The organism is Idiomarina ramblicola (assembly GCF_003987255.1).
Taxonomy (GTDB): domain Bacteria; phylum Pseudomonadota; class Gammaproteobacteria; order Enterobacterales; family Alteromonadaceae; genus Idiomarina; species Idiomarina ramblicola.
Window position 1 is genome coordinate 273,996 of sequence record NZ_PIQC01000003.1, and the last position, 23,650, is coordinate 297,645.

21 protein-coding genes are annotated in these 23,650 nt (G+C 49.6%); 3 read left to right on the forward strand and 18 right to left on the reverse strand.

Going from position 1 to position 23,650, the window contains the following annotated elements; all coding sequences use genetic code 11:
* Positions 1-2: 2 nt before the first annotated feature.
* The 8 genes from CWI78_RS04590 to CWI78_RS04625 form a co-directional block, all read right to left on the reverse strand.
* Positions 3-734 carry an ABC transporter ATP-binding protein gene (locus CWI78_RS04590; protein WP_126780709.1) on the reverse strand — a complete coding sequence of 244 codons (732 nt, stop codon included), beginning with the start codon at positions 732-734 and terminating at the stop codon, positions 3-5.
* Between the two features lie 14 nt (positions 735-748).
* Entirely contained in the window at positions 749-1,549 is an 801-nt protein-coding gene (locus CWI78_RS04595) for an ABC transporter permease (protein ID WP_126780711.1), read from the reverse strand.
* A gap of 50 nt (positions 1,550-1,599) precedes the next feature.
* Positions 1,600-3,384, reverse strand: coding sequence for a polysaccharide biosynthesis/export family protein (locus CWI78_RS04600; RefSeq protein ID WP_244213072.1), 1,785 nt, complete (start codon positions 3,382-3,384; stop codon positions 1,600-1,602).
* Complete coding sequence (locus tag CWI78_RS04605; protein ID WP_126780713.1) at positions 3,381-3,752, reverse strand: DVU3141 family protein; 372 nt, start codon at positions 3,750-3,752, stop codon at positions 3,381-3,383. Before CWI78_RS04605 ends, CWI78_RS04600 begins: the two co-directional genes overlap by 4 nt.
* Positions 3,753-3,938: 186 nt before the next feature.
* Positions 3,939-6,077: a YjbH domain-containing protein gene (locus tag CWI78_RS04610; protein ID WP_126780715.1), complete on the reverse strand. Its 2,139-nt coding sequence runs from the start codon at positions 6,075-6,077 to the stop codon at positions 3,939-3,941.
* Positions 6,064-6,939, reverse strand: coding sequence for a capsule biosynthesis GfcC family protein (locus CWI78_RS04615; RefSeq protein ID WP_126781040.1), 876 nt, complete (start codon positions 6,937-6,939; stop codon positions 6,064-6,066). The genes CWI78_RS04610 and CWI78_RS04615 overlap by 14 nt, the downstream gene beginning before the upstream one ends.
* Before the next feature lie 4 nt (positions 6,940-6,943).
* A complete protein-coding gene (locus CWI78_RS04620; protein ID WP_126780717.1) occupies positions 6,944-7,663 on the reverse strand; it encodes a YjbF family lipoprotein in 720 nt (239 codons plus the stop codon).
* A 112-nt stretch (positions 7,664-7,775) separates the two neighbouring features.
* Positions 7,776-8,060 carry a hypothetical protein gene (locus tag CWI78_RS04625; protein WP_126780719.1) on the reverse strand — a complete coding sequence of 95 codons (285 nt, stop codon included), beginning with the start codon at positions 8,058-8,060 and terminating at the stop codon, positions 7,776-7,778.
* A 181-nt stretch (positions 8,061-8,241) separates the two neighbouring features.
* Here CWI78_RS04625 and CWI78_RS04630 point away from each other — a divergent pair, with 181 nt between their 5' ends.
* Entirely contained in the window at positions 8,242-9,633 is a 1,392-nt protein-coding gene (locus tag CWI78_RS04630; RefSeq protein ID WP_126780721.1) for an MBL fold metallo-hydrolase RNA specificity domain-containing protein, read from the forward strand.
* Positions 9,634-9,711: 78 nt separating this feature from the next.
* Here the strand turns inward: CWI78_RS04630 and CWI78_RS04635 are convergent, their stop codons facing one another.
* The 5 genes from CWI78_RS04635 to CWI78_RS04655 all read right to left on the reverse strand — a co-directional run bounded on the left by CWI78_RS04635 (position 9,712) and on the right by CWI78_RS04655 (position 15,199).
* Positions 9,712-10,992, reverse strand: a complete 1,281-nt coding sequence (locus tag CWI78_RS04635; protein WP_126780723.1) for a HipA domain-containing protein — start codon at positions 10,990-10,992, stop codon at positions 9,712-9,714.
* Positions 10,985-11,254 (reverse strand): helix-turn-helix domain-containing protein, encoded by a 270-nt coding sequence (locus CWI78_RS04640; RefSeq protein WP_126780725.1) that lies wholly within the window; start codon positions 11,252-11,254, stop codon positions 10,985-10,987. Before CWI78_RS04640 ends, CWI78_RS04635 begins: the two co-directional genes overlap by 8 nt.
* Positions 11,255-11,403: 149 nt before the next feature.
* Positions 11,404-11,625 carry a hypothetical protein gene (locus tag CWI78_RS04645; protein ID WP_244213073.1) on the reverse strand — a complete coding sequence of 74 codons (222 nt, stop codon included), beginning with the start codon at positions 11,623-11,625 and terminating at the stop codon, positions 11,404-11,406.
* Complete coding sequence (locus CWI78_RS04650) at positions 11,604-13,877, reverse strand: putative inorganic carbon transporter subunit DabA (protein ID WP_126780727.1); 2,274 nt, start codon at positions 13,875-13,877, stop codon at positions 11,604-11,606. Before CWI78_RS04650 ends, CWI78_RS04645 begins: the two co-directional genes overlap by 22 nt.
* Positions 13,874-15,199 (reverse strand): NADH-quinone oxidoreductase subunit L, encoded by a 1,326-nt coding sequence (locus CWI78_RS04655; RefSeq protein ID WP_126780729.1) that lies wholly within the window; start codon positions 15,197-15,199, stop codon positions 13,874-13,876. The genes CWI78_RS04650 and CWI78_RS04655 overlap by 4 nt, the downstream gene beginning before the upstream one ends.
* Positions 15,200-15,335: 136 nt before the next feature.
* Here CWI78_RS04655 and CWI78_RS04660 point away from each other — a divergent pair, with 136 nt between their 5' ends.
* A complete protein-coding gene (locus tag CWI78_RS04660) occupies positions 15,336-16,202 on the forward strand; it encodes a LysR family transcriptional regulator (protein WP_126780731.1) in 867 nt (288 codons plus the stop codon).
* A gap of 6 nt (positions 16,203-16,208) precedes the next feature.
* On the opposite strand, the gene ung is transcribed toward CWI78_RS04660, so the two are convergent.
* Entirely contained in the window at positions 16,209-16,862 is a 654-nt protein-coding gene (ung, locus tag CWI78_RS04665; RefSeq protein ID WP_126780733.1) for a uracil-DNA glycosylase, read from the reverse strand.
* A gap of 81 nt (positions 16,863-16,943) precedes the next feature.
* Between ung and CWI78_RS04670 the strand changes: the two genes are divergently transcribed.
* On the forward strand, positions 16,944-17,738 hold the full coding sequence (locus tag CWI78_RS04670) for a glycosyltransferase family 2 protein (RefSeq protein WP_126780735.1): 795 nt from the start codon (positions 16,944-16,946) through the stop codon (positions 17,736-17,738).
* 31 nt (positions 17,739-17,769) lie between these two features.
* Here CWI78_RS04670 and CWI78_RS04675 read toward each other — a convergent pair whose 3' ends face one another.
* The 4 genes from CWI78_RS04675 to CWI78_RS04690 form a co-directional block, all read right to left on the reverse strand.
* Positions 17,770-19,791 carry a S9 family peptidase gene (locus tag CWI78_RS04675; RefSeq protein WP_126780737.1) on the reverse strand — a complete coding sequence of 674 codons (2,022 nt, stop codon included), beginning with the start codon at positions 19,789-19,791 and terminating at the stop codon, positions 17,770-17,772.
* Positions 19,792-19,866: 75 nt separating this feature from the next.
* On the reverse strand, positions 19,867-21,711 hold the full coding sequence (locus CWI78_RS04680) for a DUF1302 domain-containing protein (RefSeq protein ID WP_244213074.1): 1,845 nt from the start codon (positions 21,709-21,711) through the stop codon (positions 19,867-19,869).
* A 180-nt stretch (positions 21,712-21,891) separates the two neighbouring features.
* Entirely contained in the window at positions 21,892-22,821 is a 930-nt protein-coding gene (locus tag CWI78_RS04685) for an electron transfer flavoprotein subunit alpha/FixB family protein (protein ID WP_126780739.1), read from the reverse strand.
* On the reverse strand, positions 22,818-23,567 hold the full coding sequence (locus CWI78_RS04690) for an electron transfer flavoprotein subunit beta/FixA family protein (protein WP_126780741.1): 750 nt from the start codon (positions 23,565-23,567) through the stop codon (positions 22,818-22,820). Before CWI78_RS04690 ends, CWI78_RS04685 begins: the two co-directional genes overlap by 4 nt.
* Positions 23,568-23,650: the final 83 nt, after the last annotated feature.

Below are 23,650 nucleotides of genomic sequence, written 5' to 3' on the forward strand. Positions count from 1 at the left end.
GCTTAATCCTCATCATCATCGAGATTTTCATGTGCGTATTTGCCTTGATTTTTCTTTTTCCGGTGCGTGGGCTTTTGGCCAATACTTTCATAATAGTCGTCAAGTGCATCGTCCAGTTTGTCGTACCAGATGGCTTTGCCCTGATGCAAGAAAATCCCGGCTTGGCATAAGTCTCGCAAAATTTTCACCTGATGAGACACCATAATTAAACTGGAGCGACCTATACGGTCTTTAAACGCCTTGGTGGCCTTTTTCTTAAAGGTCACGTCGCCCACAGCAGTTGCTTCGTCTGACAGATACACATCGAAATCAAACGCAAGTGACAAGCCAAAGGCCAAGCGCGACTTCATACCACTGGAATAGGTTGCTATAGGTTGGTCAAACGCTTTGCCGATTTCCGCAAACGCCTGTACTTCTTCAATAATTTGATCAACGTACTTATTCCCCCCCTGAATGCGGGTCACAAATTTAACGTTTTGACGACCCGTCATTGACTGCTGGAACCCGCCGCCCAGACCAATTGGCCAGGATATACGGCAACGTTCAATAATCTCACCTTTATCTGGCGCGTCCATTCCACCTATCATGCGCAACAAGGTTGATTTACCAGCACCATTTTTACCGACAATACCAACCGACACGCCCCGGGGGATTTGAAAGTTCAGACCTTTAAGAACCCAATCGCCGCCAAAGGGACCGTGATAACGCTTCCAGACATTGCGCGCTTCTATCATTGGAGGCTCTTGCATTAGCGTGAAATCATCCGAACTTTATAACGAACCTGCAAAGCCAGCCCGAGTAAAATGGTGCAAATAGCCCACTCGTAAACATAACTGAGCTCTACCCCACGAACCATATGATAAGTTGCGAAAAAGTCACCACGGATAAGTTCAATGGCATGCAACATGGGGTTGTAAAGCAAGTACTGTTGAATACTATGCGGTAGCATTTGAATAGGAATAATAACACCCGACAACATATAAAGAGGTAGAGATATCAAACTGACAATTTTGGCTGACTCAGGGAAAAAGGTCACTAACACCGAAAAACATAACGCAAAGCCCAGTCCTAGTAATCCCACCGCTATCCAAACCTCCATAACGCCAAGCGGATTATGTGGTATTAAGTCAAACCCCAGTGCGGTAAAAATACCTATCATCATTAAAAGCACAATGCTTTGTAATTTGGATTCCATGGCACTGCTGACCACTACAGTATCGGCAGGATGAACCTGACGATAAGAAAACAGCGTTCGGTTACGGGTAATGGCTGTCATTCCTTTGTTCCACAAGGTTCTGAACAGAATGAAAGTGGTAACTCCCACTACTAACCAGGGAATAAAGTCGGCACCTGGCACCAACCGGGTTCGACCAATTAAATTTCTTACCGCAACCATGACGGATACATGCAAAATAGGTTCAATGAACAACCAGACCGGAGCAAACCTGTCCTGTGTTAACCTGGCTGTAAATTCGCGCATAAACAGCGCGGCATAAACATGCCAGGTAACCAGGTAAGGAGAACGCGATTTAATGGGTTTTATGCTCATAAGCGAACGATGTTACCGTTGCATCCTTTATATTCCTTTAAACCGAGCGCTTACAGGTCAAGCGCAACTTTTGTCGCAACCGCTATTTGATACAAAATTTGTGAAATCGATGAGGCTAACTGAATATTTTTTGTCGTCACTTCAGGAATAACCAGTATTTCATCACCAGCACGTAGTGAAATATCGTCGGCTGCAATCACTTCACCATTTTGACGCACAATAAGAATACGGTCTTCATCGGCACGTTGAGTGAAACCACCCGCGCCCTTAATGTAGTCATCCACCGTTTTGTCCTCGACAAAAACAGCTGATTGCGGTACGTAAACTTCACCGCTTACCAGAACCGAATCGGTGCGTGCCGGCAAAGTAATGACATCACCATGCTGTAAACGTATATCGACCAGCTGATCGTCATTGGCAACAACCAAACGCCCAGAGGGTTCTGTATCACGTGCTTTTTCAACAAACTGAGTAATAAGCTCGGCTTCCTGCGCTCGAATGCTGGCTTCCTCAGCCGTTGAGGAGGATGCACCAAGATAAGTGTTTTCCAAGCGTCTTAAACTTTCTTCCAGCGCTTTTTTCTGCCGCTCAGCCACGCTTTGTCGACGTATGGAAATGCTCTCGTAATCTGTTTCGTATGGGTCGATTTCCACACTATTCAAGAATTCCAGCAATCGTGCATTTTTGGGAAGAACAAAATAGGACTGACCTAAATACTTGCCCTCCAGTTGTACAACAATATTTTTAGCACGCTGGTCGGCAAAAAAGGCCAGCTCATCACCATCAGTCAATGACATAGTTTGCAGTTGTTCAAGCTGTACATATTCTGCAACAGGACCACTGCTACGGGTACCAACCAACAATGCGTGCGACACGCCCGCATCAAGCCGGGCAAATTTCTGCACCTCGCTGCCGTTTGCTTTTGGCTGTTTTAGTTCGAAATGATAAGGCCGACCTACGTCTCCGTAGATTGTGACCTGGGAGCCTTTCTCTTCAACCAGCAGCGTATCACCTTCCTGTAACTGAGGGTGTGCTAAGGTCCCTTTAAGCAGAAACTCATAGAGATCAAGTGTTTCTATTGTCTCGCCATTGCGCATAAGTCGAATTTTTCTATAACTACCCAGTTTCTCGTCTATACCACCGGCTTGGTCAAGGAAGTACAAAATTGAATCTGATGGGACTCCGGCATACCGACCCGGACGTTCCACATAACCTGCAACCATAACGGCAGCTGGCTGAACGCCCTGAACGTTAGTGTAAACGTTGACATTGTCCGGATAAATTTGGCGGATAGCGCCTTCAACAACTGAATTTAATTGGCCTTGACTAGTACCTTGCACTTGAATAGGCCCAACCGAAGGAATAAAAATAAAGCCTTGTGCATCCACAGGCAGCACGCTGTCTACTTCTGTTGCTCCCCAAACTCGCAAGGTAACTTGGTCTCCAGGCATAATTCGGTATTCGGGGTTTAGCCCATCAGAGCGCAGGCCTCTGAATCCACCTTCAAAAAGAGAGGCCCCAAAGGGTTGGATCTCTGCTCGTTCTTCGTCATCCAGCATTTCACTCATAACCGGACCATAGGTGCCTGTACGCCAACTACTGCGAGGAGCCGGCTGTTGAAAGTTTCCTTGCATGGCCGAGCCGGCCGGCAATTGTGCATTGGAAACTGGCATCTGCCCTGCACCAGAAGAGGAGGACTGGTTTTGTTGCTGGTCTCTCATTTCCTCCAGACGCTGACGTTGCTCTTCGCTAAGCTGAGATGGGTCCTGAGCTTGTGCGCTGAAACACCAAACAACAGAAAAAATCAGGCCGGCCGCTTTAATTAATCGACTCATTGCAGTCCCTCCGCGGAGCCATCCACACCAAAGCTACGGCTGACTCCCCACTTTTTATTGTCATACTGGCAAATAACAAGTTCCTGTTTCTGTTGCTGTTCATGCACTCGCAGACAGTCTCGACCACTGGCAGCAAAGTATCGGTAGTCGATAACAACATCTCTTTCTTTACTGCTCATATCAACAATTGTCAGAGCTTCACCCGCTTGCGCGTATTTAATTGTATCGGCACTTTCGGGCGTCAGGTAGTCGACATTTTTGCTACTGTGCCACCAGCTATCGCTATCGTTTGACTGATTACTGCACCCTGCCACTGAGACAGCCACAGCAGCAAGTAGTAAACTACTTTTTAATATATTAATCTTCATAACACATTTTATTCCATGAGAAATTGCTATAGCCAATTAGACACGCTACCGCCCTTAGGTTGCTGCTCCTAAAGCGCAGATAAATCCATTTTTCCGCTTGCTACTTCTGTGTACCAGTCCGGTATTCTACCTAGCGTGGTAGTGCTTATCCAGAGTAAAACGGCATTCGTTTGCCTGAGTATTAAATTAGTTGCTGTAAAAACGTTCACGTCCATCAGTAATACCCATTAAAGTTCTCGATCGTCTGAGCATTTGGCCGCCGTCACGTGTTAACGGTGTCCAGCCGAATGTGGCACGGCCAACACTGTCGCTTATTTGGAACAAGTCGACAGGAATGCTAATAAAGAAACCTTTGTTGAAACTGCCTTCACCATACTCTTTTGCTGACACATTTGTTTTTACCGCAAAGGCACCAACGATAATTCCGCTGTCAAATTTATGCTCGAACTGAACGCGTACACCGTTGTCTTTCGCCAGAAACTTACCGTAGGAAACGTATATACGAGTGTCATCAAAAAATTCAGGTTCCCAGTAGCCATTTATATGCCCAGTTACAGTACTGTAGTCATGAAAACCCAGTGCGTTTTCAAAGCTGCGTTGTTTCACCCAGTTAAGATCCATTCCAATGCCCCAGTTCGACTCATAGGGGCGATACATAACCTCACTGCCAACACCGGCAAACATACGCTCTAAATAACCACCATAGACCGAACTGTACATGTCTTTATTCCATTGCTTAACATAAGTGGCCTGTAAGTTCTGCAGCCACACATCGGACTGTGTCGCGTACTCGCGAATGCGGGTTCGAACTCGGGGTAAGAACGCTTTTCGAGTCGGAGTTGTGTAATTAAACTCATCGTAGTTGGTTAATAAATTAAACGATACCTCGGCATCGACAATAAGCTGTGGCGACAGGGCCCAGTTCATGTCGGCGTCCATACGCAACTGGTACATATAGAAGTTTTCAGGACCACCGAATGCTTGTTCCATATAAGGACGAGCACCAAAGGCCGGCTTGCCTACTTCAAACTCATGTTGGTGCAGGTAGTCTCCAGCTAAGTTCTTCTTTTGCTCTTGTTCTGTAACGTCGCTAAACGCAATAGCTTCCTGCGCTTGTGTGGTCATATCTTCTGCGCGCATTGCAGCTTTCAGCTTATTGGCATCGACAGTTGCCTTGCCTGTTGGCATGGTCATTGTGGTGTCAATAAACTGATATTTTTCGATACTTTCCGGCACTTCAGACGCCAACACCCTTGCCGAGCGTTCAGCACCCATTTTTCTGTCTCTGAAAGCATGTTGGGAGCCGTAGCTGGTTAAGGTTTTTCCGTCGTCGCTAATATGCAAAGACTGTGCGTACCAGCCCCCTTCTTTTCTTAAGCCGTTACGTAAGTTTTCGCTTTCGACGGCTTTAATGTTTTCAGGAGGTGGATTATTAACCAGTCGTTTACCACTACGCTTGCGCTCGCGACGTTTAACCTGACTGATACTGTTAAAGTTTGTGCGTAAGTTGAAACCGAACATGATGGTATTGCCGCGCTCATAACTGACCTGAAGATTCAGGTTGTCAGACACCCTGTAGTGTAAGCCCAGGTTCCATGGCGAGTCTTGTATAATGGGCGTGCGCGATGGTTCATCGGTGTAATCATTTCCGTCATACTCTAACTTGACCGAAAGCGGTTCCCAGGGCGTTTGGTACTCAACACCACCATAAACGGACATATCACCGCGGAACCATTCGTCGTATTCAAAGCTACCACCACTACCCTGAAAACCCGCAGGACGCTCACAGTATTCATCGGAGATTTCGCAAAAGGGGTTGTCTAAGTTGCCACGTCGGCCAACGTAGCCCCAGCCTAAACCTAAGGTGAAATCGAAATTATTCCAGCGCTTAGATGCAGCTATGAACTCGCCGGAAAACTGTCCAGTACCGGCAAAGTCCCGCAAACCGATGCTGACTTCAGGTAAATAAACAGATTCTTCTAGTAGCCTTAACTTTACGTCCACACCGCGGTCTTTATAAGTTTGGTCACCACTAAAGTCTGGGTTGTCGCTGTACAGTCGAGTACGAACGTCGTTGTAACGAATAGTGGTTTCCAGCCAGGGAAACAATTGCAAACTCAATGCTATGCGGCGGTATTCTTCATTATCATAATAAAGCGCTGTAAATTCGCCGGCCCTGTTCATACGGGCTGTCGGCATTTGCATTAAGCCGACACCTCCCATGTCCATCTGCGTAGGCTGATGGTAAAGATTAGGGGAAATATCTTGCCCATAAGCCGTTACTGATACGGCAAAAAGGCCCAGTACGGTGCTAATTCTGCGCATAATTATGATGCTTTAGTAGTTGTACAATTTGTTGATTAATGTCAGTGAATTGCTCTGGCAACTCGCTTTTAGCAAACCCGACAAAAATAACCGAGCCAGCTGGTACTTTTCCTTGAGGAAAGCACTGCTTACCTGTACCTAAGCTCAATGGCGCTTTGGGGTTGTGCGTGTAACAGTTAGAGGCTTGTTGTGCATTATGGCTTGCTGACGGTTGATAGCTGACATCCCCATTGATAGCAATAACCCATAAGTAGCTATTATCGGCAACTGAGCTCAGCTGTTGCCGGGACATAATGTCTTTTAGAGATAACGCTTTTTCAGGAGCCGGTAAGCTGTGTCCCTGAGGCGATGCCGTGAGCCCCAATAAGCGGTAGAAGTCCGGGTATTCGTGAACCGTTAATAGAAAATGAGAGTGCTCTTGCTCTTTTTCATTAAGCCGGGGGTTACTCTCAACATCTACCCGTATTGTCTCCCAGGGAATACCCAGGTAATAAGCGGCTTTTAGCGGGATATTTTCCACTTGCTTATAAACTTGTGAGCTGGCTCCGTAAAGCGCTTTGCGGTTGTCATTTTGCGCGTACTGCTTAAGGTCATCAAGCCGCATAAGTAGCTTGAGTCGCTCGCGTTCAAGCTCTTCTTGCAGATGTTTTGATCCCAAACGGGCCGCTGGCCAATAAATGTTTTTATTCGGAAGGCTACGCTCTATTACCTCTCCCAGACGGATGTTATCCGGAAGGTCGTAAGTTACTGGCTTTTCTCCAGCAACGTCTAACGTGACTTGATTTGTATCGGCGGCTGCCTGAACGCTAGCGACCAGTGTTACCAGCAAGCAACCACAAAGTCTTAGAAAAATATTAGACATTCTTTTATTGTCTCGCTTCTAAGTCAACTGGGTATGACTTCAGCTCTTCCATTTGCATAACCGGGAACCCCGGCACCAGTCCCTGTTCGCTTTTAAGGACACGCTGATTCTGGCTGTCGAGCCAAAACGTATTATTAAACCGTTGAGTCGTCTGATGGTTTGTCGCCGTCAGTTCTTCTTCAACTTTAATGGCATCAACTTTTTCGTTATTGGGCAGTGTGACTGTTGTTGATGAAATTCGTTTTATTTCTGCTTTGATACTGAAGCGTTTTGTGTGGCTTCCGTCGCCTATTTCTACCTGGCTTACCCAGCTTTTATCGCAGGTTTTATAATTCGCTTTTTGAACGAAACACTTCAGCGGATCTTGCTCAATATTACGCACGTAACGAATGTCACTATCGATATTATCGTTGCCTTTATCTAGGCCAGCTGTGCGCACTAAACGACCATAGCGCGTAACAACGGTTTCTTTTTCGCCCGATAACCAGTGATAGTCTTTGTTGTCGTCAAAACCCAGTACAACCATAGCCCGGGGTTGTTCCGTTAGCTTGATATACTGCGAGGCATATTTAAGCTTCGCCATTTCTTCAGCCGACAAGGTAACGTCAGGAGAACCATAAATTGAATAGCGGATGGTTTCTTTCATTCCATCAACACGCCCGCCACAACCGGCCATTAATAGAGCCAGAAGCAAAGCAATTAGAGACTTCTGAACGAAAGACATGATTCTTAGAGTAACCTTAATTCGACAATATTAATTACGGTATAAAAAAAACCGCTGAATGGACAGCGGTTTTTTAATCTTTACTACAACTTTAAACAGAAATCCTGACGTATTAACCGCCTGTCGTTGTGGTCGTTGTTGTAGTCGTTGTTGTAGTTGTTTCAACTGGTGGATCAACGACTTCTGGATCTGAGCCACTGTCGGTAACTACAGCTGTTGTAGCTGCTACTGCAACACCAGCAAAAACCAGAGCTTCAGTTGACATTGCACCAATACCACCGGCGCTACCGCCGCTAGTGCTTTCTGAACCATCCGCTTGAGGCTGTGGTAACGGATCCGCTAATGCCGGAGTTGCCGCAAATACCATGCCTGCTAATGCTATTGCTAATTTTTTCATATATAAACACCTCTATGTGTTTCGTGAACTTCGATTGGCCAATCGAGTCAGACATCGCTGACTACTGGGTGCTACGTTATCGCCCTTTTGGGTGATTTGCAATATGATTATAGCAGCTAAACTACTGATTTTACATTTTCTTACACTGTTATTTTATTTAGCGGAAAAGGAACCAAAGAACATGGACGTCATTCACCACGGTGCATTTGAAGGGGTTACCGGCTCGTGCCACGAGCTTTTGTTAGACAGTGACCACTCACTGCTTATTGACTGCGGGTTATTTCAAGGGGCTGAAACCTCGGGGTCGGGTGCCGATGCCAACGCGCAGGAAATAGACTTTGATATAAGCAAGGTACAAGCTCTGGTCGTAACCCACTGCCACATTGACCACGTTGGCCGCGTACCCTGGTTGCTTATTGCGGGCTTTAATGGCCCCATTTATTGCACCAAAGCCACGGCGCTATTACTGCCACTAGTTATTGAAGACGCCTTAAAAGTCGGTTTAACCCGTAACGCTGAGATTATTAATGCGGTTATTGCCCGGCTGCGGCGCCATCTAAACCCCGTTGGTTATGACCAATGGCTTGATCTCCCCACCGAGTTTGCTGCTGAGCCGTTTAAACTGCGCTTTCGCCAGGCGGGCCATATTCTGGGTTCTTCTTATGTCGAAATTGAAAATGTGAACACTCACTACCGCGTGGTGTTCTCTGGTGACTTAGGCTGTAAAAACACGCCTCTGCTTCCCGACCCTACGCCATTAGAGCGTGCCGACTTTTTATTGCTGGAAAGTACTTATGGTAACAAGAACCATGAGTCGCGGGCTGATCGCGCTCAGCGGCTAAAGTCGGTAGTGGAGCGTTGCGTTGAAAACAAAGGCACCATTTTAATTCCGGCTTTTAGCATTGGCCGTACGCAGGAACTTTTGTACGAGCTGGAAGACATTATTCATAACGCCCGTGAGCAAGAGGCGAAAACCGGTACGAAAGATCCTCTTTGGGACAAAATGACGGTAATTCTCGATTCTCCACTGGCGGCGCAGTTTACCAGGCAATACAGGGCAATGAAGGATTTATGGGACGAAGAAGCCCATAAGCGTTTGAATGAAAACCGCCACCCACTTAATTTTGATCGCCTGCTGACGGTGGATGAGCACAGCGAACATGAGCGCATTGTGAATTACCTGCAAAGCAGTGGTGACCCCTGCATTGTGATTGCCGCCAGCGGTATGTGTACCGGCGGACGCATGCTCAGCTATTTAAAAGCGTTACTGCCCGATCCGCGCACCGATGTGCTTTTTGTGGGGTATCAGGCGGCGGGCACGCCGGGGCGCGACATTCAGGCTTACGGCCCTAAAGGCGGTTATGTGGAGTTAGACCATCAGCGCATTTGGATTAAAGCGGGCATTTACACTCTGGGTGGTTACTCCGCTCACGCCGACCAGCAGGAGCTGCTCGACTTTATTGACGCTACCGAGCAGCCGGTTAAGCGGATACGGTTGATTCATGGCGAAGCCGATGCGCGGTTGGCGCTGGCGGCAAAAATTAGAGAAAGGTATGGGGTGGAGGTAACCTGACGTTTACGTCAGGAACGATATCTCACCTGACATAAATGTCAGGCTACGTAGTGTGCATGTCAGGCTACGTATTTGGTGTCAGGTAATCTGGGCGACAAACTCCCCAATGCACCGGTACCGAATATTACGCAACAGTTGCAATTCACCAGCCTTTTGCTCATAAACAGGTAATGCTTCGATCTGCGCAATAAGTTCATCTGCTTCCTGTTGTATTTGAGCGCAAAGTTTGTCTATTTCACGCTCTGCAACACGCTGACTTAACCTAAGCTCTTGCGCGAAAACTAACACGTCTTCGCGGGTGACTTGCCCAAAGCTCCTGGCACTTCCCAATGGCTGAGACAGCTCTTCATTGATATGCTCACCGCCAGCGGCATAAACTGCCGTGGATAAAAGATCGTAATGCGGCATAAGTTGGCAGTCGTTCAAACTGTATGAAAAAGTCATGTTTTTTAAGTGAGCATCACCGTTACCAACAAGGAAATTAAACAGCGCCCAGCGAAACAAACGGACTGCCGTTTGTGCCGGAGCTCTCGTCATTGCAATTAAACTATTAAGCGCAGTGACGTTACTTGCCCGGTATTTAGCCGATGCAGAAATATCGAGAATTTGGCAACCATCCAGAACATGAAGCCGCTTAATATTAGGTAATTGTCCAGTACGATCAAAGCGCTCAACAATGTAGACCGGTTCAGGGATGTAATCGATAGCAACCCGTGGAACCGTTAACTGGCACTGGTCGGCCAATGTCATTACGAAGTGTTCATTGCGCACAGTAAACCAGTATGAGCCCGGTTCAGAGTGTTCCGGTTTTAAAATATGCGTTGATGGCACCTGCCCGCTTGGCTCAAAACGCTCTTTTCCTTTTATTACCAACAACATTTTATGCTGTGCGCCAGCAAGCGACATGCGCTTACGTTCTTTATTATTGAGCTGTGTTTTCGGCAATTTTCGAATTCGTTCGCTTAATTCTTTGTCCGACAAGAGAAACAGTTCACCCGGTAGCAGTTTCTCATCTGGTTTTAGCAAGGTAATAGCACCTGCTGATTCAGACCCTATAGCCTCTAAAAGCGCAAATGCGTCCTCTTTATCCAGTTGATGGTCTTTTGCCAAAACCTCACGGGCTTTCTCTTCCGGCAACAGGTTATCAAAAAACCATTGAACAGGACGCTTGGTCCCGGTATCGGTATGCACTTCCTGCCTTAAAACAAGCGATGGGGTTAGAGGAAAACGATTCGGCTTACTGAGCCAGTCGGGTGCGTATTCAAATACCCATAAGCCATTATGCTCCCGCAGTTCGCCGACAATATCATCGTTGATATAAACGACAAGACGGCGTTCTTCAACTATAGCTTCACTCATTCTTATTAGCACCGGTTAACTCATGTAGCTTTTGGCTATACGAGCTCTCGGGTATGTCTAAATAGACCTTTATACCCAACGCTGAGAGCATGTTAAGCGCTTTTTCCAGCTGCACAGTTGGTTTTCCGTTCTCAAACTGGCTAACGAAATTAATACCACAGCCAGCGAAAGAACCTGCCGTAGTTTGATCCAGATCTTGCTGTTGCCGCACAACTTTAGCAATTGTTCCAATAACCTTTGTGTTTTTTGCTTCTAACAACATAGCAGCTCCTAATTCACGCAACAGAGTGAATATAGAGTCTTTTTTGGGTTAAATCAAATAAATTCATTAGAACTAGTGAATAGATTTGATTTGCTGTGGGTTTCTTTGTTGATTCATTTGAACGGGTGAATGTAATCTGACATGTCAGGCTACCACTCAATAACCACCGGCTGCTTCAAATACGGGTTGTCGTGCGTGCGCAGGCTTTCTTTTGCGGCTTCTTCAGAGTTTAAGCCCTTATCCAGACTACCGTCGCTGTAGCGTAAGATAAACGGCTGGTTAAATGGGCGCGAACGAACACAGTCATAAAAGGTTTTCAGGGTATAACAGGTCGTCGCATTGGCCGACATTACTTTGTCATTACTGGACATAGCTCACCTCGTGTATTCAGTCGATACAGATTGATCCATTGCTGCTGAAATAATTCGTTAAATGCGGTAGCGCCGGCCAGCGCCCGCTCAATGGTGGCTTCATCGGCTTCAATAATCACCTGCAGCCGCATGGGCCGATGCACAAAGTCGGTGCCGTCGTGCACCGACTGCCAGGCCAGCCCCTGCCGCAGGTCACCGCCATTGCCTTCGAAAATACCAATGTCATTGGCCACCCGGTTGTGCAGCAGTTTATTACCACTGCCCAGTTGCTTCGGGTCGGTAACCGAGCAGTAGTATTGCCAGTTGATCCAGTTGGCAACCAGCCCCGGTGCGCTCAGCAGTTGTGTTAATAACTCGCCGTTGGGATCGCGCTCGCTGTAGTAGTCGTGCAGAAAGTTACTGCCAAGGGTTTCTGCCGAGGTTATCCGGTTCGCCCGCCCGAAAAACAGCACATTGTTGTCGGCCAGCCCCCATTCGGGGCGTAACTCGGCCCAGTGCCCCGAACGCTTCTTCCGATCCTTTCGGGATTTCATGCCGGTATCGGTTAACCGTTCGGTGGCTGCGCGAAATACCCGTTTGACCTCGCTTGGTACAGTTCGGGTCAGCCACACCACCTGGTCGGTCACGGTTTCGTGCAGGGCTGAATAAAAACGCGTGGCCGACGGAATACCCACACCGCGCTCACGCAATTGCTCGCGAATAGCGCTGTCGTTCAGTAGCCGGGTCAGTACACGGGCACTTAAAGCGCCGGTTTGACCGCCGCAGGCACCGCAATTGAGCCCGGCCCGCTGAGCGTTGTTACTATGGTGCGAGCCGTGCCCGACCAGCACAATGTGCTGAGCAAAAGTGTCAAACTGCATGCCCGCCAGCGCCTGTTGGCATAAGCTCACCAGGGTATCCAGTGACGCCTCGCCGTTGCGCTCACACACCGTGCCTTCGGCAATACTGCCGCCATTGGCGGTTGCCAGCTGGCCGGGTATGCCGGTCAGTAAGGTTTTCAATTTGCTGAGCCCGAGCGCCTCAACCCCGCTGAACATCGATACCGGCGTATTGAATAAATTGCTCAACAATGAAGTGACCGAGTGCTTAGGTTCCGGCGCTTTGATGTAATACGAAGGCTGCAATAACCCGGGCGCATGAGGCACGTCGCGCTCTTTGGTCTGCAGTGCCAGCGGCACACCAAAGAACCCGGCAAACCCTTTGCTCTGAATGCCGAAACCAAAAGCCCGCCCGGCTTGCTCTAGTGCGCAGCGATAGCGCTCTGAGCGCACATCAATGCAAAACACGGCTTGTACATCGGGCGTTTTACTGGTTAAATGCCGTGAGTCATCAATGTCCGGGCTGAACTGCAACGCCTTAAGTTGCGAACGCTCGTACGCCGCCTGCCACTGCCACAGTACCGCGTTATGTTGCTCAATATGGGCGACCTGCTCTTCGCAATTATCAACCTGTGCGGCCAACGCCTGTTGCAACTGCTGGTAAACCGCCGTGTTGGTGCGTTCTGCCAGTTGCCACAGAATGTATTCCCAGGCTAACCGAATGCACAGCAGTTCAAACACCCACTGGCTGCCCTGACGCTCGTCCTGATACGCGAATGCCGCCGCCCAGCCCCATAAGTCACTGATCAGTGCCTGACCGTAACAACGCAGTGCGTAGTCCGAAGCATCGCTCAGAAAGTGGGCTTGACACTCGTGAATCAATTGGTGCGGATCGTCCGGCAGCTTGGCAAATAAGTCGTTTAACTCGGCCTCGTCCATCAGGGTTTCGATACCGCGGTCGGCGCGGGAAATGCTCAGCCAGTGTTGGTACAGCGAACTGTCTTTACCGGCTTGCTGAAACCGTGTTGGGAACTGCATAAACAAGCCGCAGGTTTGGCTTATTTGCAGCACCACTTCGTCGTTCCAGCGCATTTTTCGGCGACGCTGCTGGTATTTGTCCACCAACCGGCTGAGGTTTTGCCATTGCGGCAGCGGTTCTTTCGCTGCGGTACGCTGCTGTAACTCGTGCACCATGTGGTCGGTGACCAGCCCGGCGTCAATTTGGTTTTGTTGCCACTGCTGCCAATAAAATTCCGGGCTCATCAGCAAACGACTGCCTGCACAGTAGCGCCAGTGCGCAGACACGTCGGCCAGCGGCTGCTGCCGGTAATGCCAAAAGGGGTTTACCGCTATCCATTGTGACAACGGCCATTGCGGCGCAATAGAGTGGCTGACCTGTTCTGCTATCGAGACAAAACGATTGACTGTACTCATGCCTGCTTCTCCTGCCGAACGCGCCGCTGCCGTTGGTAATAACGAATGGGATGACTGGGCCAGAGCCACAACACCAGACGGGTCAGCCACTCGTCGAGATACAGCCCGGCGTTTAAGGTAATGAACCAACGCTGACTGAGCCGGTGCGACGGCGTGTGATGCACCAGCCAGTAAGTGAACGCGAAGAGGTTAAACAACAGGGTAATGACAGGCTCCAGCCAGACACGGCCAAACGCCGGTTGTGGTTCGATGACTTGCTGTGCCACTGTGCCCAGAATAAGGTACGCGGCTATGGCCAGTGCAGAGACACTGAGGCGCAGCGGCCATTGATGCAGATTCATCCAGATGGTGGTCAGTGCCATGGCTAACAAGGCCGACGGCAGCCATTTCGGGTTACCCAGCAGCCACCAGCAGGCGGCCGCAACAAGCGCCTGAAACGCCAGGAAGACCACACCCACCCGCCAGATAGAACGCGCAGTTGGCTGTTTGATAACCGCCACTTCGCTAACCGACAAAAAAGCATGGGCTTTATAAACCGAGTGCGCGACCAGGTGCAGCAGGGCCAAGTCGTAATAACCCAGGCCAATTTCCAGCAGCATCAGTCCCATTTGAGCACTGGTAGACCAGGCCAGACGCACTTTAATGCTGATGCGTGTGGCCATAATTAAGGCGGCAAAACAACAGGAAGCCGCCGACACCAGACACAGCAACCAGAGCGCAACGGCACTGTTGCTCCATAGCGGTACGGTAGCCAGCAGCAAAAAACCACCCAGATTGATAATGCCTGCGTGCAGCAAAGCTGATACCGGTGTGGGTGCTTCGACCACCTGAATCAACCAGCCATGCAGGGGCAGCTGCGCGCACTTTATCAGCGCCGCCATCACCAGACAGAGCGCCGCAATGTGTTGAGTCATACCGGTGGGGCTGGTACCGAACTGCTGCAGTATGGTGTCGAGCTGAAGGCTGCCCGTGGTTAAGTACATGATGACAAAAGCCGTACCCAGAAAAGCTTCGGAGCAGCGCGCCAGAATAAACTTTTTGTGCGCGGCCAGTACGGCGCGGTCGCGTTCCGGGTAAAACATCAGCAGCCAGTGCAGTTGCAGACTAATGGCCATCCACGCGGCGAAGAACACCACAATGTTGTTGCTGACAATGAGGACAAATACGGCGGTTAAACACGCTATAAGCTTGGTAACGAACGCGCGCCGGCGCGGATCAAGCCGGAAGTTTCGGATAGCGTAGCTTGTCACCACCCAGGCCAATAGAGCCACCAGCACCAGTAAAACTGGCCGTACGCCGGATATTGTCAACCACTCTGCCATTCATGCGCCCCGTGAGTTTGATTTGGAGTCATTATGGGCGCTGACTTGATGTTAAGTAAAATAGATATAAACTATGTTTTTGTTCGCTTTAAGTGAACGGTTTGTAAGACGGTTCTTAGAGGCACCGGAGAGAGCGATGAACTACAAGCATCTTTATTACTTCTGGCATGTGGCCGAAAGTGGTCACTTAACGCAAACGGCGCAGAAACTTCATGTGTCGCAGTCGGCGTTGTCGGCGCAGATAAAACAGCTGGAAGAGTGGCTGGGCACCCCGCTGTTTGAACGCCAGGGCCGCCAGCTGGTGCTGACTCAGGCCGGATACATTGCACGCCAGTACGCGGACCGCATTTTTCAGGAAGGCAATAATTTAATCAAGCAGTTAAAGCAGGGTATGGACGGCAGTGATCTGGTGATTCGTATTGGCCATGCCTCGACCATGTCGCGTAACTTTGTGGAAGCCTTTATTCATGATTTAGTGCACCAGCAGGACGTACAGTACCGATTGCACTCCATGACGCCCGACCAGTTATTTAACGAACTGGCAAATCATCAAATTGATATTGCGCTGGCGAATACCAATGTGCGCGGCAGTGACAAGCAGTTGTGGCAGAGTCGCTTACTGGCGCGACAGCCGGTGTCGATTATCGGGCCGCCGGATAGCGCGATTGAGAATTTAACCGATGCCACGTTGCGCAATAAAAACTGGGTGTTACCGCCTGAGAACATGCCTCTGCGTTCAGCTTTCGATATGCTCAGTGCTGAATACAACTGGCAACCGCGGGTACTGGCCGAAGCCGATGACATGGCGATGTTGCGACTGCTGGCCAGGGATACCGGAGCGCTGGTGGTGATTCCCGATGTTGTCGTACGGGATGAGCTGAACAATGGGCAGCTAAAACGCTATTTAACCCTGCCCAATGTGTTCGAGCACTTTTACGGTATTACCCTCAAGCGCCCCTTTGAGCACCCCATGGTCGCGCGGCTGCTGAAGCGGTTTGTGTAACCGCTGTTATGTCACCCACCGAATAGGCTGACGACCGTGTTGCTGCAAATAATCGTTGGTTTTGCGGAAGTGGCTGGCGTCGAAAAAGCCGCGGTGCGCTGACAGTGGCGACGGGTGCGGCGCGGTCAGAATATGGTGCCTGGTGCCGTCAATGAGCGGTATCTTCTTTTGTGCATGCGAGCCCCACAGCAAAAACACCACGTTTTCAGTTGCTTCAGACACTTTACTGATAACCGTATCGGTAAAGGTTTCCCAGCCCCAACTGGCGTGACTGTGTGCCTTGCCCTGCTCGACGGTCAACACGGTATTCAGCAGCAACACGCCCTGCTTTGCCCAGCTGGTTAAGTCACCATGTTTTGGCAATACGGTGTCGGGGTAGTCGATGGCAATGGCTTTGAACATATTGCGCAGCGACGGCGGAAACTTAACCCCTTCGGGTACCGAAAAACTTAACCCGTGTGCCTGCCCCGGTCCGTGGTACGGGTCCTGCCCTAAAATCACCACTTTAACGTTTTCCGGGTCGGTCAGCTTAAGCGCGTTGAACACGTCTTCTTTTGGCGGATACACCTGGGTTTGCTGGCGAGCCTGTTCGACACGCTGCCACAGTTCTTGAAAGTAAGGCTTTTGCTTTTCCTCGGCAAGGAGGTCGCTCCACGGCATATTGATGGTTCCGTTGTTATTGTTTTTGTATGATAAAACGATATGATTTGAATTCTCAACTAAAGATGCGCAAGGTTACCCATGTCTGAGCAAACCCAGATTCCAAACATCAGTGTTTACTTAATTACGTTAAACGAAGGTCGGCACCTGGATGAAGTCTTGGCCAGTGTCAAAAACGCCGATGAAATTGTATTGGTAGACTCAGGCTCAACCGATGACACGCTCAGTATTGCTGAAAAACACGGCGCCCGCATTATTCATCAGGACTGGTTAGGTTATGCAAAGCAAAAGGCTTTTGCTCTAGAACAATGTCGGAACGACTGGGTAATTAACTTAGACGGTGACGAAGTGCTGCCAGAGGGTGCATTTGAGCAGGTTCAGCAACGCATTGCTAAAGACGATATTAACGGCATTTATCTGGCCCACGATGATATTTTTATGGGGCATTCGCTGCCATATCACCGCCATCATCGTTTTCGCCGGGTGTACCGCAAGTCTAAATCGAAGTGGAATACATCAACCAAAGTACATGAGCACATTGAGGTCGAACCGCCGCTGGCTCACCTGCCTATAGATGTTAAGCATTACGGTTACGACTCAGCCCATGGCTACATGGATAAGCTGAACAAATACTCCCTGCTGAAGGCTAAACAGCGGGAAGAACGCGGCCGGCATTGCAGTTTGGCGCGGGTACTGCTGATATTCCCGTTAATGTTCTTTAAGTTCTACATTGTTCGCCGTATGTTCTTAGCCGGATGGCGCGGATTTATTAAGGCCAATATTGATGCGTTTCACTTCTTTCTGACCGAAGCTAAGCTGTATGAACGCGCTTACCGAAGTAAGCGCGGTGACGATGTTGAAAAGTCAGAACATTGAAGCAGATATCTCACCTGACATAAATGTCAGGCTACTTCGTTGTTCCTTTATATTTATCGAACCAATGCAGAATGTAGGCAACTTTGTTCATTAAGTTACTGGGCCGCGCGTAAATACCGTGGCCTGAATCCTGAATGCGGACCATGGCGGTCTCCACACCTTCCAGCTTCAATGCCTGATAATACTGCTCGGTTTCTGACATGGGGGTTCTGTAGTCGTTTTCCCCTGTCAGCAGCATGGTTGGTGTAGTCACATTACCTACGTAGCTAATAGGCGAATACTTCATGTAATGTTCCATATTCTCCCACGGCAGACCCGGGAACCAGTACTGATAAAAGAAGTTGTACATATCGGCGGTTAGCACAAAGCTGTACCAGTTAATAACCGGCTTCGCCACAACCGCGGCTTTAAAGCGATCGGTATGGCCGACAATCCAGGCGGTTAGCACACCACCGCCACTGCCACCCGTGACAAACAGCTCGTCTTCATTAATAAAGCCTTTGTCGATAACCGCGTCCACACCGTCCATTAAGTCGTTGTAGTCGTTGCTTGGGTAGTTGTGGTGAATTTCGTTAGCAAAGTCCGAGCCGTAGCTGGTGCTGCCACGTGGGTTGGTGTACAGCACCACGTAACCGGCAGCGGCGAACAGCTGGATCTCAGCAGCAAAGCGCGGACCGTAGTTGGTGTGCGGACCACCGTGAATTTCCAGCATTAACGGGTAGTCTTTGTCCTTATCAAAACCCGGTGGGTAAGCTATCCAACCTTGCAAATCGATGCCGTCGACACTGGATTTGTAGTTAATTTCTTCCACTTTAGCCAGTTCTTTGTGCGCCAGTGCGTCTTCGTTTAAGCGCGTCAGCTGACGGACGTTATCGTCTTCCCAAAGAGCGAGCTCTGCCGGGCGCATGGGGTTAGAGATGGTAAAAACGACACGATCACCTTTGGCAACACTGAAGTCACCGCCGCCGTATGGCCGGCTGTAAGATAAGCCACCCACGCGATCGGTCAGTTTTACGTGTTCGCCGTTTAACGTGGTACGGGCCAACTGTCCTACACCATTGTCATCGTAGGTAAAGTAAACGCCCTGACTGTCGGTATCCCACTCAAATCCGGTAACGCCGCGATCTAACTCGCCGGTCAGTACTTCCACGCCCGAACCGTCCAGGTTCATCACGTACAGTTTGGACGCCTGAAAGCTCATTTTGGTGTCGTCGTAACCGACAAAGGCAATTTTTTCACCGTTTGGCGATACTTCTGGTGAACTGTCAGGCCCGTCGCGGTCGGTAATGGCTTTGACTTCTTTGCTGTTCAGCGTTAAACGATAAATTTCGCTGTTCACTGGCTGGCGGAAAGCGTCGTCACGACGGTTCGCCGAAAAGAAAATGTGTTTGCTGTCCGGTGACCAGGACAATTGCCCGCCATGATTAAATTCGGCGTCCGTTAGCTGACGTGGCGATCCACCGGTAGCCGGTATGACATACAGCTGCTGGTGACCGTCTTTGGCATAGCCGCCACCGTCGTAACGGTAGTTGTCTTTGTCGACGTATTTGGGTGCGGCTGTCCAGTTCGCGCCTTCGGGTTTGCCCGGTAAGCTGACCGGAGCCGGCTGTGATTTCGGGGTAAACATAGAAAACGCAATTTGGCTGCCGTCGGGTGACCAGCTCAAACTGGATGGTGCTTGAGTCAGCTGCGTAATGGCCGCGCTGTCACCGGAGTCGGCCCAATAGATATGAACTTGTGGCGAGCCGGTTTGGGTTGATACATAGGCTAAGCGGTCGCCGCTGGGTGACCATACGGGCTGACTTTCGCTGCCCTGACCGCCGGTTAGCGGACGAAGATCACCATCTGGCAGACTGGCCCATAGACGTCCGACTTTACTGTCGTTGTTAATGTCCATGGACTGACGGACAAACACGGTCCATTCGCCGCTGGGATGAATGGTTGGCGATGATGCGTATTCAAGCGTGAACACGTCCTCTAATTCGAACTTTTCCTGGGCGAGTGCTGTGCCTGACAAGGCCAGTGCTGCCGCCGTCATTAACCATTTTTTCATTGTCGTTCTCCCGGAAAATAAAAAACCGCCTCGGTAGAGACGGTTTTATCGTGATTCACGGTGTGAATCAAGGTATTAGAACGCGTAAGAGAAGCTAACTGACGCATAATCGCGGTCAGTGGTTGCATCATAGTCGCTACCCGAGAAGGTGGTATAACCCAGGCTCACTTTGTAAGTAGATAGGTAATCTGCCACTAAGTTAACACCCAGCGACTTACGGTCTTCAATAAAGTTGCTGTTTGGAGAGTAACCGCTCACGTCGTGGTTAAACTGAACCACTGGCGTTAAACCCCAACCCTGCCAAACGTCCTGGTATTCAAACTGGAAGCGGGTACGGTAGCCCCACGAGTTTGAGGTCACAAAGCCTTCGCAGTTTGAGTTCGCCGCAGCGCCGGTGTCCTGAGCGCTTAAGCATTTACCAAATAACGGCAAGCGGCCATAACGCTGTTCGTTAAGACCCGGCATATCGTGTACCTGGTTGGTTGCGATTTCACCCACAAAGGTCATGCGGTCAGAACCCCAAAGACGGTCAACAAAACGCACAAAGCTTAACTGTGCCTGGCTGACATCTAAACGGTCGTAACCATTGGCTAACTCACCCAATTCGGCATTGTTAACGCGGTCAGCAAAGGTGCTTGGCACGTTTGGACGCAAACCGGCGGTTAAGATTTCAGTGGTGTTGATTTGTACTGGCATACCGTCACGGTAGCTGTATTCACCCGCAACTGACCATAAGCCTAAGTTGGTGCTGAAGCTTAAACCATATACCTGGGTATCTTCCGGATATTCGATAACCAAACGCGGGCCATCAACCGGGTAACCGTTCGGTGTTGACCAGGTGTAACCCGGTTGCTGACCTGCTGCGCCAGCGGCTTGCTGGAATGGGACTGGGTCCACAGTCCAGTTGTAAGCCGAAATAATGGGCGTATTGTTGTGCAGGTTCAGGTAATAAACACCAAACTCTGTGTCTAAGTCCATTGAATAGTAACGCAGGTTCGCACCCCACTGACCGCTGTCAGAAGCTTCCAGCGTTGGGTTACTGCCAATGTAGGCACCCGCTTGTACTGACTCGAAGTCATTCAGATAGCTGTCCGGGTCGCCCGGAACCAACTGCGGGTTCAGCGTGACTTTACCGCAGCCAGGGCCACCGATGATATCAACGCTTGAGAAGTAGGTACCACAACCGTCCAGCTTGGTGTTGTCCCACTCGTACTGGTAGAAGGCTTCAAAGTTTAAGGTGTTGGTTAAACCAATGCTGGTGCTCACCATACCGACCGGCAATAGCGCTTCTTTAATTTCTGCGCCCGGACGACGTGCCGCGTTAACATCCAGCGGGTTAATGTCGTTAATGCCGTTAAAGACGAAGGTGCTTTCACCCCAGCTTAATACCTGGCGGCCCACACGGACGCTGGCTGGCATATCGCCTAAGTCGAAATTAGCGTAGACAAAAGCATCCAGTAATTCGACGCCTTTACCTTGTGAGTAGTCGTCAAACACGCCGTCGTTCAGTTTGGTGTCCGGGTAGTAGTTGTTGCCCGGGTGACCGTGCGCCATGTTCTCTTCTGAAACGACGTGATCGTACCAATAGTTGAAACGCACAAAGGCACCGTGGCTGCCGCCATCAATGCTTAAATCGTGTACGCCTTTAACAACGGATGACACTAAGTCACCTTTATCAAAGTTCAGGTTACCGTCGTCACCAACACTGGAGCCTGCTGTACCCCATGGACGATTCGCTGGACTAACCAAGTGATTAGCCTGATCTTCCATACGCCATGCCGCGCCGTACGACAGAATGGAATCAAATTTAATTTCATAATCGCCGACTTCGAAGTCAGCTGCCTGGCCTGATGCCGCAAAGCTCAGTGCAATGGCCGTAGCCAGAGGAAGTTTTTTTAGCATAGTTGTTCTTCTTTTCATTGTGAGCCACCTAATCCTTTAAACTTGTTTGGCGGTTATGTCTGAATCATGTCCGATGAGTTAAAAATATGCAAGTGTATGAACACGAAAATATAACAAGTTGTTGGAAAAAATGGTGGGAAGTGTCGCTACTGACGCTGAAAATGACGCGTCAGCAGCGATTCTGGCAATAAACAAAAATTACAGTTTACTGTTTAATTCCGGTAATACGTCGAACAAATCGGCAACTAAACCGTAGTCTGCAACCTGAAAGATTGGCGCTTCTTCGTCTTTGTTGATGGCCACAATGACTTTAGAATCTTTCATACCGGCCAAGTGCTGGATAGCACCGCTGATACCCACCGCAATATAAAGCTGAGGCGCAACGATTTTACCGGTCTGGCCAACCTGCATGTCGTTAGGTACGAAGCCCGCGTCGACTGCGGCACGTGATGCGCCGACAGCAGCGCCCAGTTTATCGGCTACGTCTTCCAGCAGGTGGAAATTTTCGCCGTTCTGCATACCACGACCACCAGAAATAACGATTTCTGCTGAGGTCAGGTCAGGACGCTCAGACTCTGCCAGCTGCTCGCTCACAAATTCTGACTTGTCGTTGTTGAATACCGCGTCGATGCTTTCGACTTCACCGCTACCACCTTCTTCTGCAACGGCGTCAAAGGCTGTTGCACGAACGGTAATGACTTTAATTTTGTCTTCTGACTGCACGGTGGCAATGGCGTTACCGGCATAGATAGGACGCTTAAAGGTGTCGTCACTTTCTACCGAGATAATGTCAGACACCTGGGCAACATCTAACAGCGCAGCGACACGCGGCATGAAGTTTTTGCCGGTGGTGGTGGCTGGCGCCAGAATGTGGCTGTAGTTTTTGCCTAAGTCAGCCACCAGCTCGCTGATGTTTTCAGCTAATTGATGCTCGTACGCTTCGTTGTCGGCCAGAAAGACCTTCTTCACGCCGTCGGCTTTCGCCACTTTTTCAGCAACGGTTGAGCACCCTTTACCGGCAACCAGTACCTCGATGTCGCCACCGATTTCCTGTGCAGCGGTTAACGTTTTTAACGTTGAAGCGTCAACGTCGTTATTGTCGTGTTCTGCTACCACTAAGATGCTCATAATACTTTCGCCTCGTTTTTCAGTTTCTCGACCAGCTCATCGACATCGGCTACTTTCACGCCGGCAGTACGTTCAGCAGGCGTTTCAACTTTCTGCAGCTTGATAGTGCGCTTAACTTCCACACCCAGTTCGTCCGGGGTTGTGGTGTCCAGCGGCTTACGCTTGGCTTTCATAATGTTGGGTAGTGACGCGTAACGCGGCTCGTTCAGACGCAAGTCGGTGGTCACAACCGCAGGCAGAGTCAGTTTAACGGTTTGCAGACCGCCGTCGATTTCACGGGTTACGTTAACAAAACCGTCGCCCACTTCTACTTTTGACGCGAAGGTGCCCTGCGGCATACCAGTTAAGGCGCCCAGCATCTGGCCGGTTTGGTTGTTGTCGGAGTCGATAGACTGTTTACCCAGAATGACCATGTCCGGCCCTTCTTTCTCTACCACACCTTTTAAGATTTTAGCGGCAGATAAAGAGTCCGGCATGTCGTCGGTTTCAACCTGAATGGCACGGTCAGCACCCAGCGCCAGCGCAGTACGTAACTGCTCCTGTACCGCTTTCGGGCCAATAGAAACCACGACGACTTCGTCTGCAGTGCCCGCTTCTTTCAAGCGTACGGCTTCTTCTACAGCAATTTCGCAGAATGGGTTAAGTGCCATTTTGACGTTAGCCAAATCGACATCGGACTGATCTGGTTTAACACGCACCTTGACGTTGTAGTCAATGACGCGCTTAACCGCGACAAGTATCTTCATGTTGTCTTCCTTTTTCTGGAATGTTCTGAATGTTGGTCTTTATTATGTTGTCATTATCCTAGACTGGCGTCGATCTCACAAGT

Excerpts from the sequence above, each read along its gene's own strand:
- CWI78_RS04620 (WP_126780717.1), bottom strand. The coding sequence starts at position 7,663 with ATGTCTTTCGTTCAGAAGTCTCTAATTGCTTTGCTTCTGGCTCTATTA.
- CWI78_RS04605 (WP_126780713.1), bottom strand. The coding sequence starts at position 3,752 with ATGAAGATTAATATATTAAAAAGTAGTTTACTACTTGCTGCTGTGGCT.
- CWI78_RS04590 (WP_126780709.1), bottom strand. The coding sequence starts at position 734 with ATGATAGAAGCGCGCAATGTCTGGAAGCGTTATCACGGTCCCTTTGGC.
- CWI78_RS04685 (WP_126780739.1), bottom strand. The coding sequence starts at position 22,821 with ATGAGCATCTTAGTGGTAGCAGAACACGACAATAACGACGTTGACGCT.
- CWI78_RS04650 (WP_126780727.1), bottom strand. The coding sequence starts at position 13,877 with ATGAGTACAGTCAATCGTTTTGTCTCGATAGCAGAACAGGTCAGCCAC.
- CWI78_RS04655 (WP_126780729.1), bottom strand. The coding sequence starts at position 15,199 with ATGGCAGAGTGGTTGACAATATCCGGCGTACGGCCAGTTTTACTGGTG.
- CWI78_RS04670 (WP_126780735.1), top strand. The coding sequence starts at position 16,944 with ATGTCTGAGCAAACCCAGATTCCAAACATCAGTGTTTACTTAATTACG.
- CWI78_RS04645 (WP_244213073.1), bottom strand. The coding sequence starts at position 11,625 with ATGTCCAGTAATGACAAAGTAATGTCGGCCAATGCGACGACCTGTTAT.
- ung (WP_126780733.1), bottom strand. The coding sequence starts at position 16,862 with ATGCCGTGGAGCGACCTCCTTGCCGAGGAAAAGCAAAAGCCTTACTTT.
- CWI78_RS04635 (WP_126780723.1), bottom strand. The coding sequence starts at position 10,992 with ATGAGTGAAGCTATAGTTGAAGAACGCCGTCTTGTCGTTTATATCAAC.
- CWI78_RS04680 (WP_244213074.1), bottom strand. The coding sequence starts at position 21,711 with ATGAAAAGAAGAACAACTATGCTAAAAAAACTTCCTCTGGCTACGGCC.
- CWI78_RS04610 (WP_126780715.1), bottom strand. The coding sequence starts at position 6,077 with ATGCGCAGAATTAGCACCGTACTGGGCCTTTTTGCCGTATCAGTAACG.
- CWI78_RS04600 (WP_244213072.1), bottom strand. The coding sequence starts at position 3,384 with ATGAGTCGATTAATTAAAGCGGCCGGCCTGATTTTTTCTGTTGTTTGG.
- CWI78_RS04640 (WP_126780725.1), bottom strand. The coding sequence starts at position 11,254 with ATGTTGTTAGAAGCAAAAAACACAAAGGTTATTGGAACAATTGCTAAA.
- CWI78_RS04595 (WP_126780711.1), bottom strand. The coding sequence starts at position 1,549 with ATGAGCATAAAACCCATTAAATCGCGTTCTCCTTACCTGGTTACCTGG.
- CWI78_RS04660 (WP_126780731.1), top strand. The coding sequence starts at position 15,336 with ATGAACTACAAGCATCTTTATTACTTCTGGCATGTGGCCGAAAGTGGT.
- CWI78_RS04630 (WP_126780721.1), top strand. The coding sequence starts at position 8,242 with ATGGACGTCATTCACCACGGTGCATTTGAAGGGGTTACCGGCTCGTGC.
- CWI78_RS04690 (WP_126780741.1), bottom strand. The coding sequence starts at position 23,567 with ATGAAGATACTTGTCGCGGTTAAGCGCGTCATTGACTACAACGTCAAG.
- CWI78_RS04625 (WP_126780719.1), bottom strand. The coding sequence starts at position 8,060 with ATGAAAAAATTAGCAATAGCATTAGCAGGCATGGTATTTGCGGCAACT.
- CWI78_RS04675 (WP_126780737.1), bottom strand. The coding sequence starts at position 19,791 with ATGAAAAAATGGTTAATGACGGCGGCAGCACTGGCCTTGTCAGGCACA.
- CWI78_RS04615 (WP_126781040.1), bottom strand. The coding sequence starts at position 6,939 with ATGTCTAATATTTTTCTAAGACTTTGTGGTTGCTTGCTGGTAACACTG.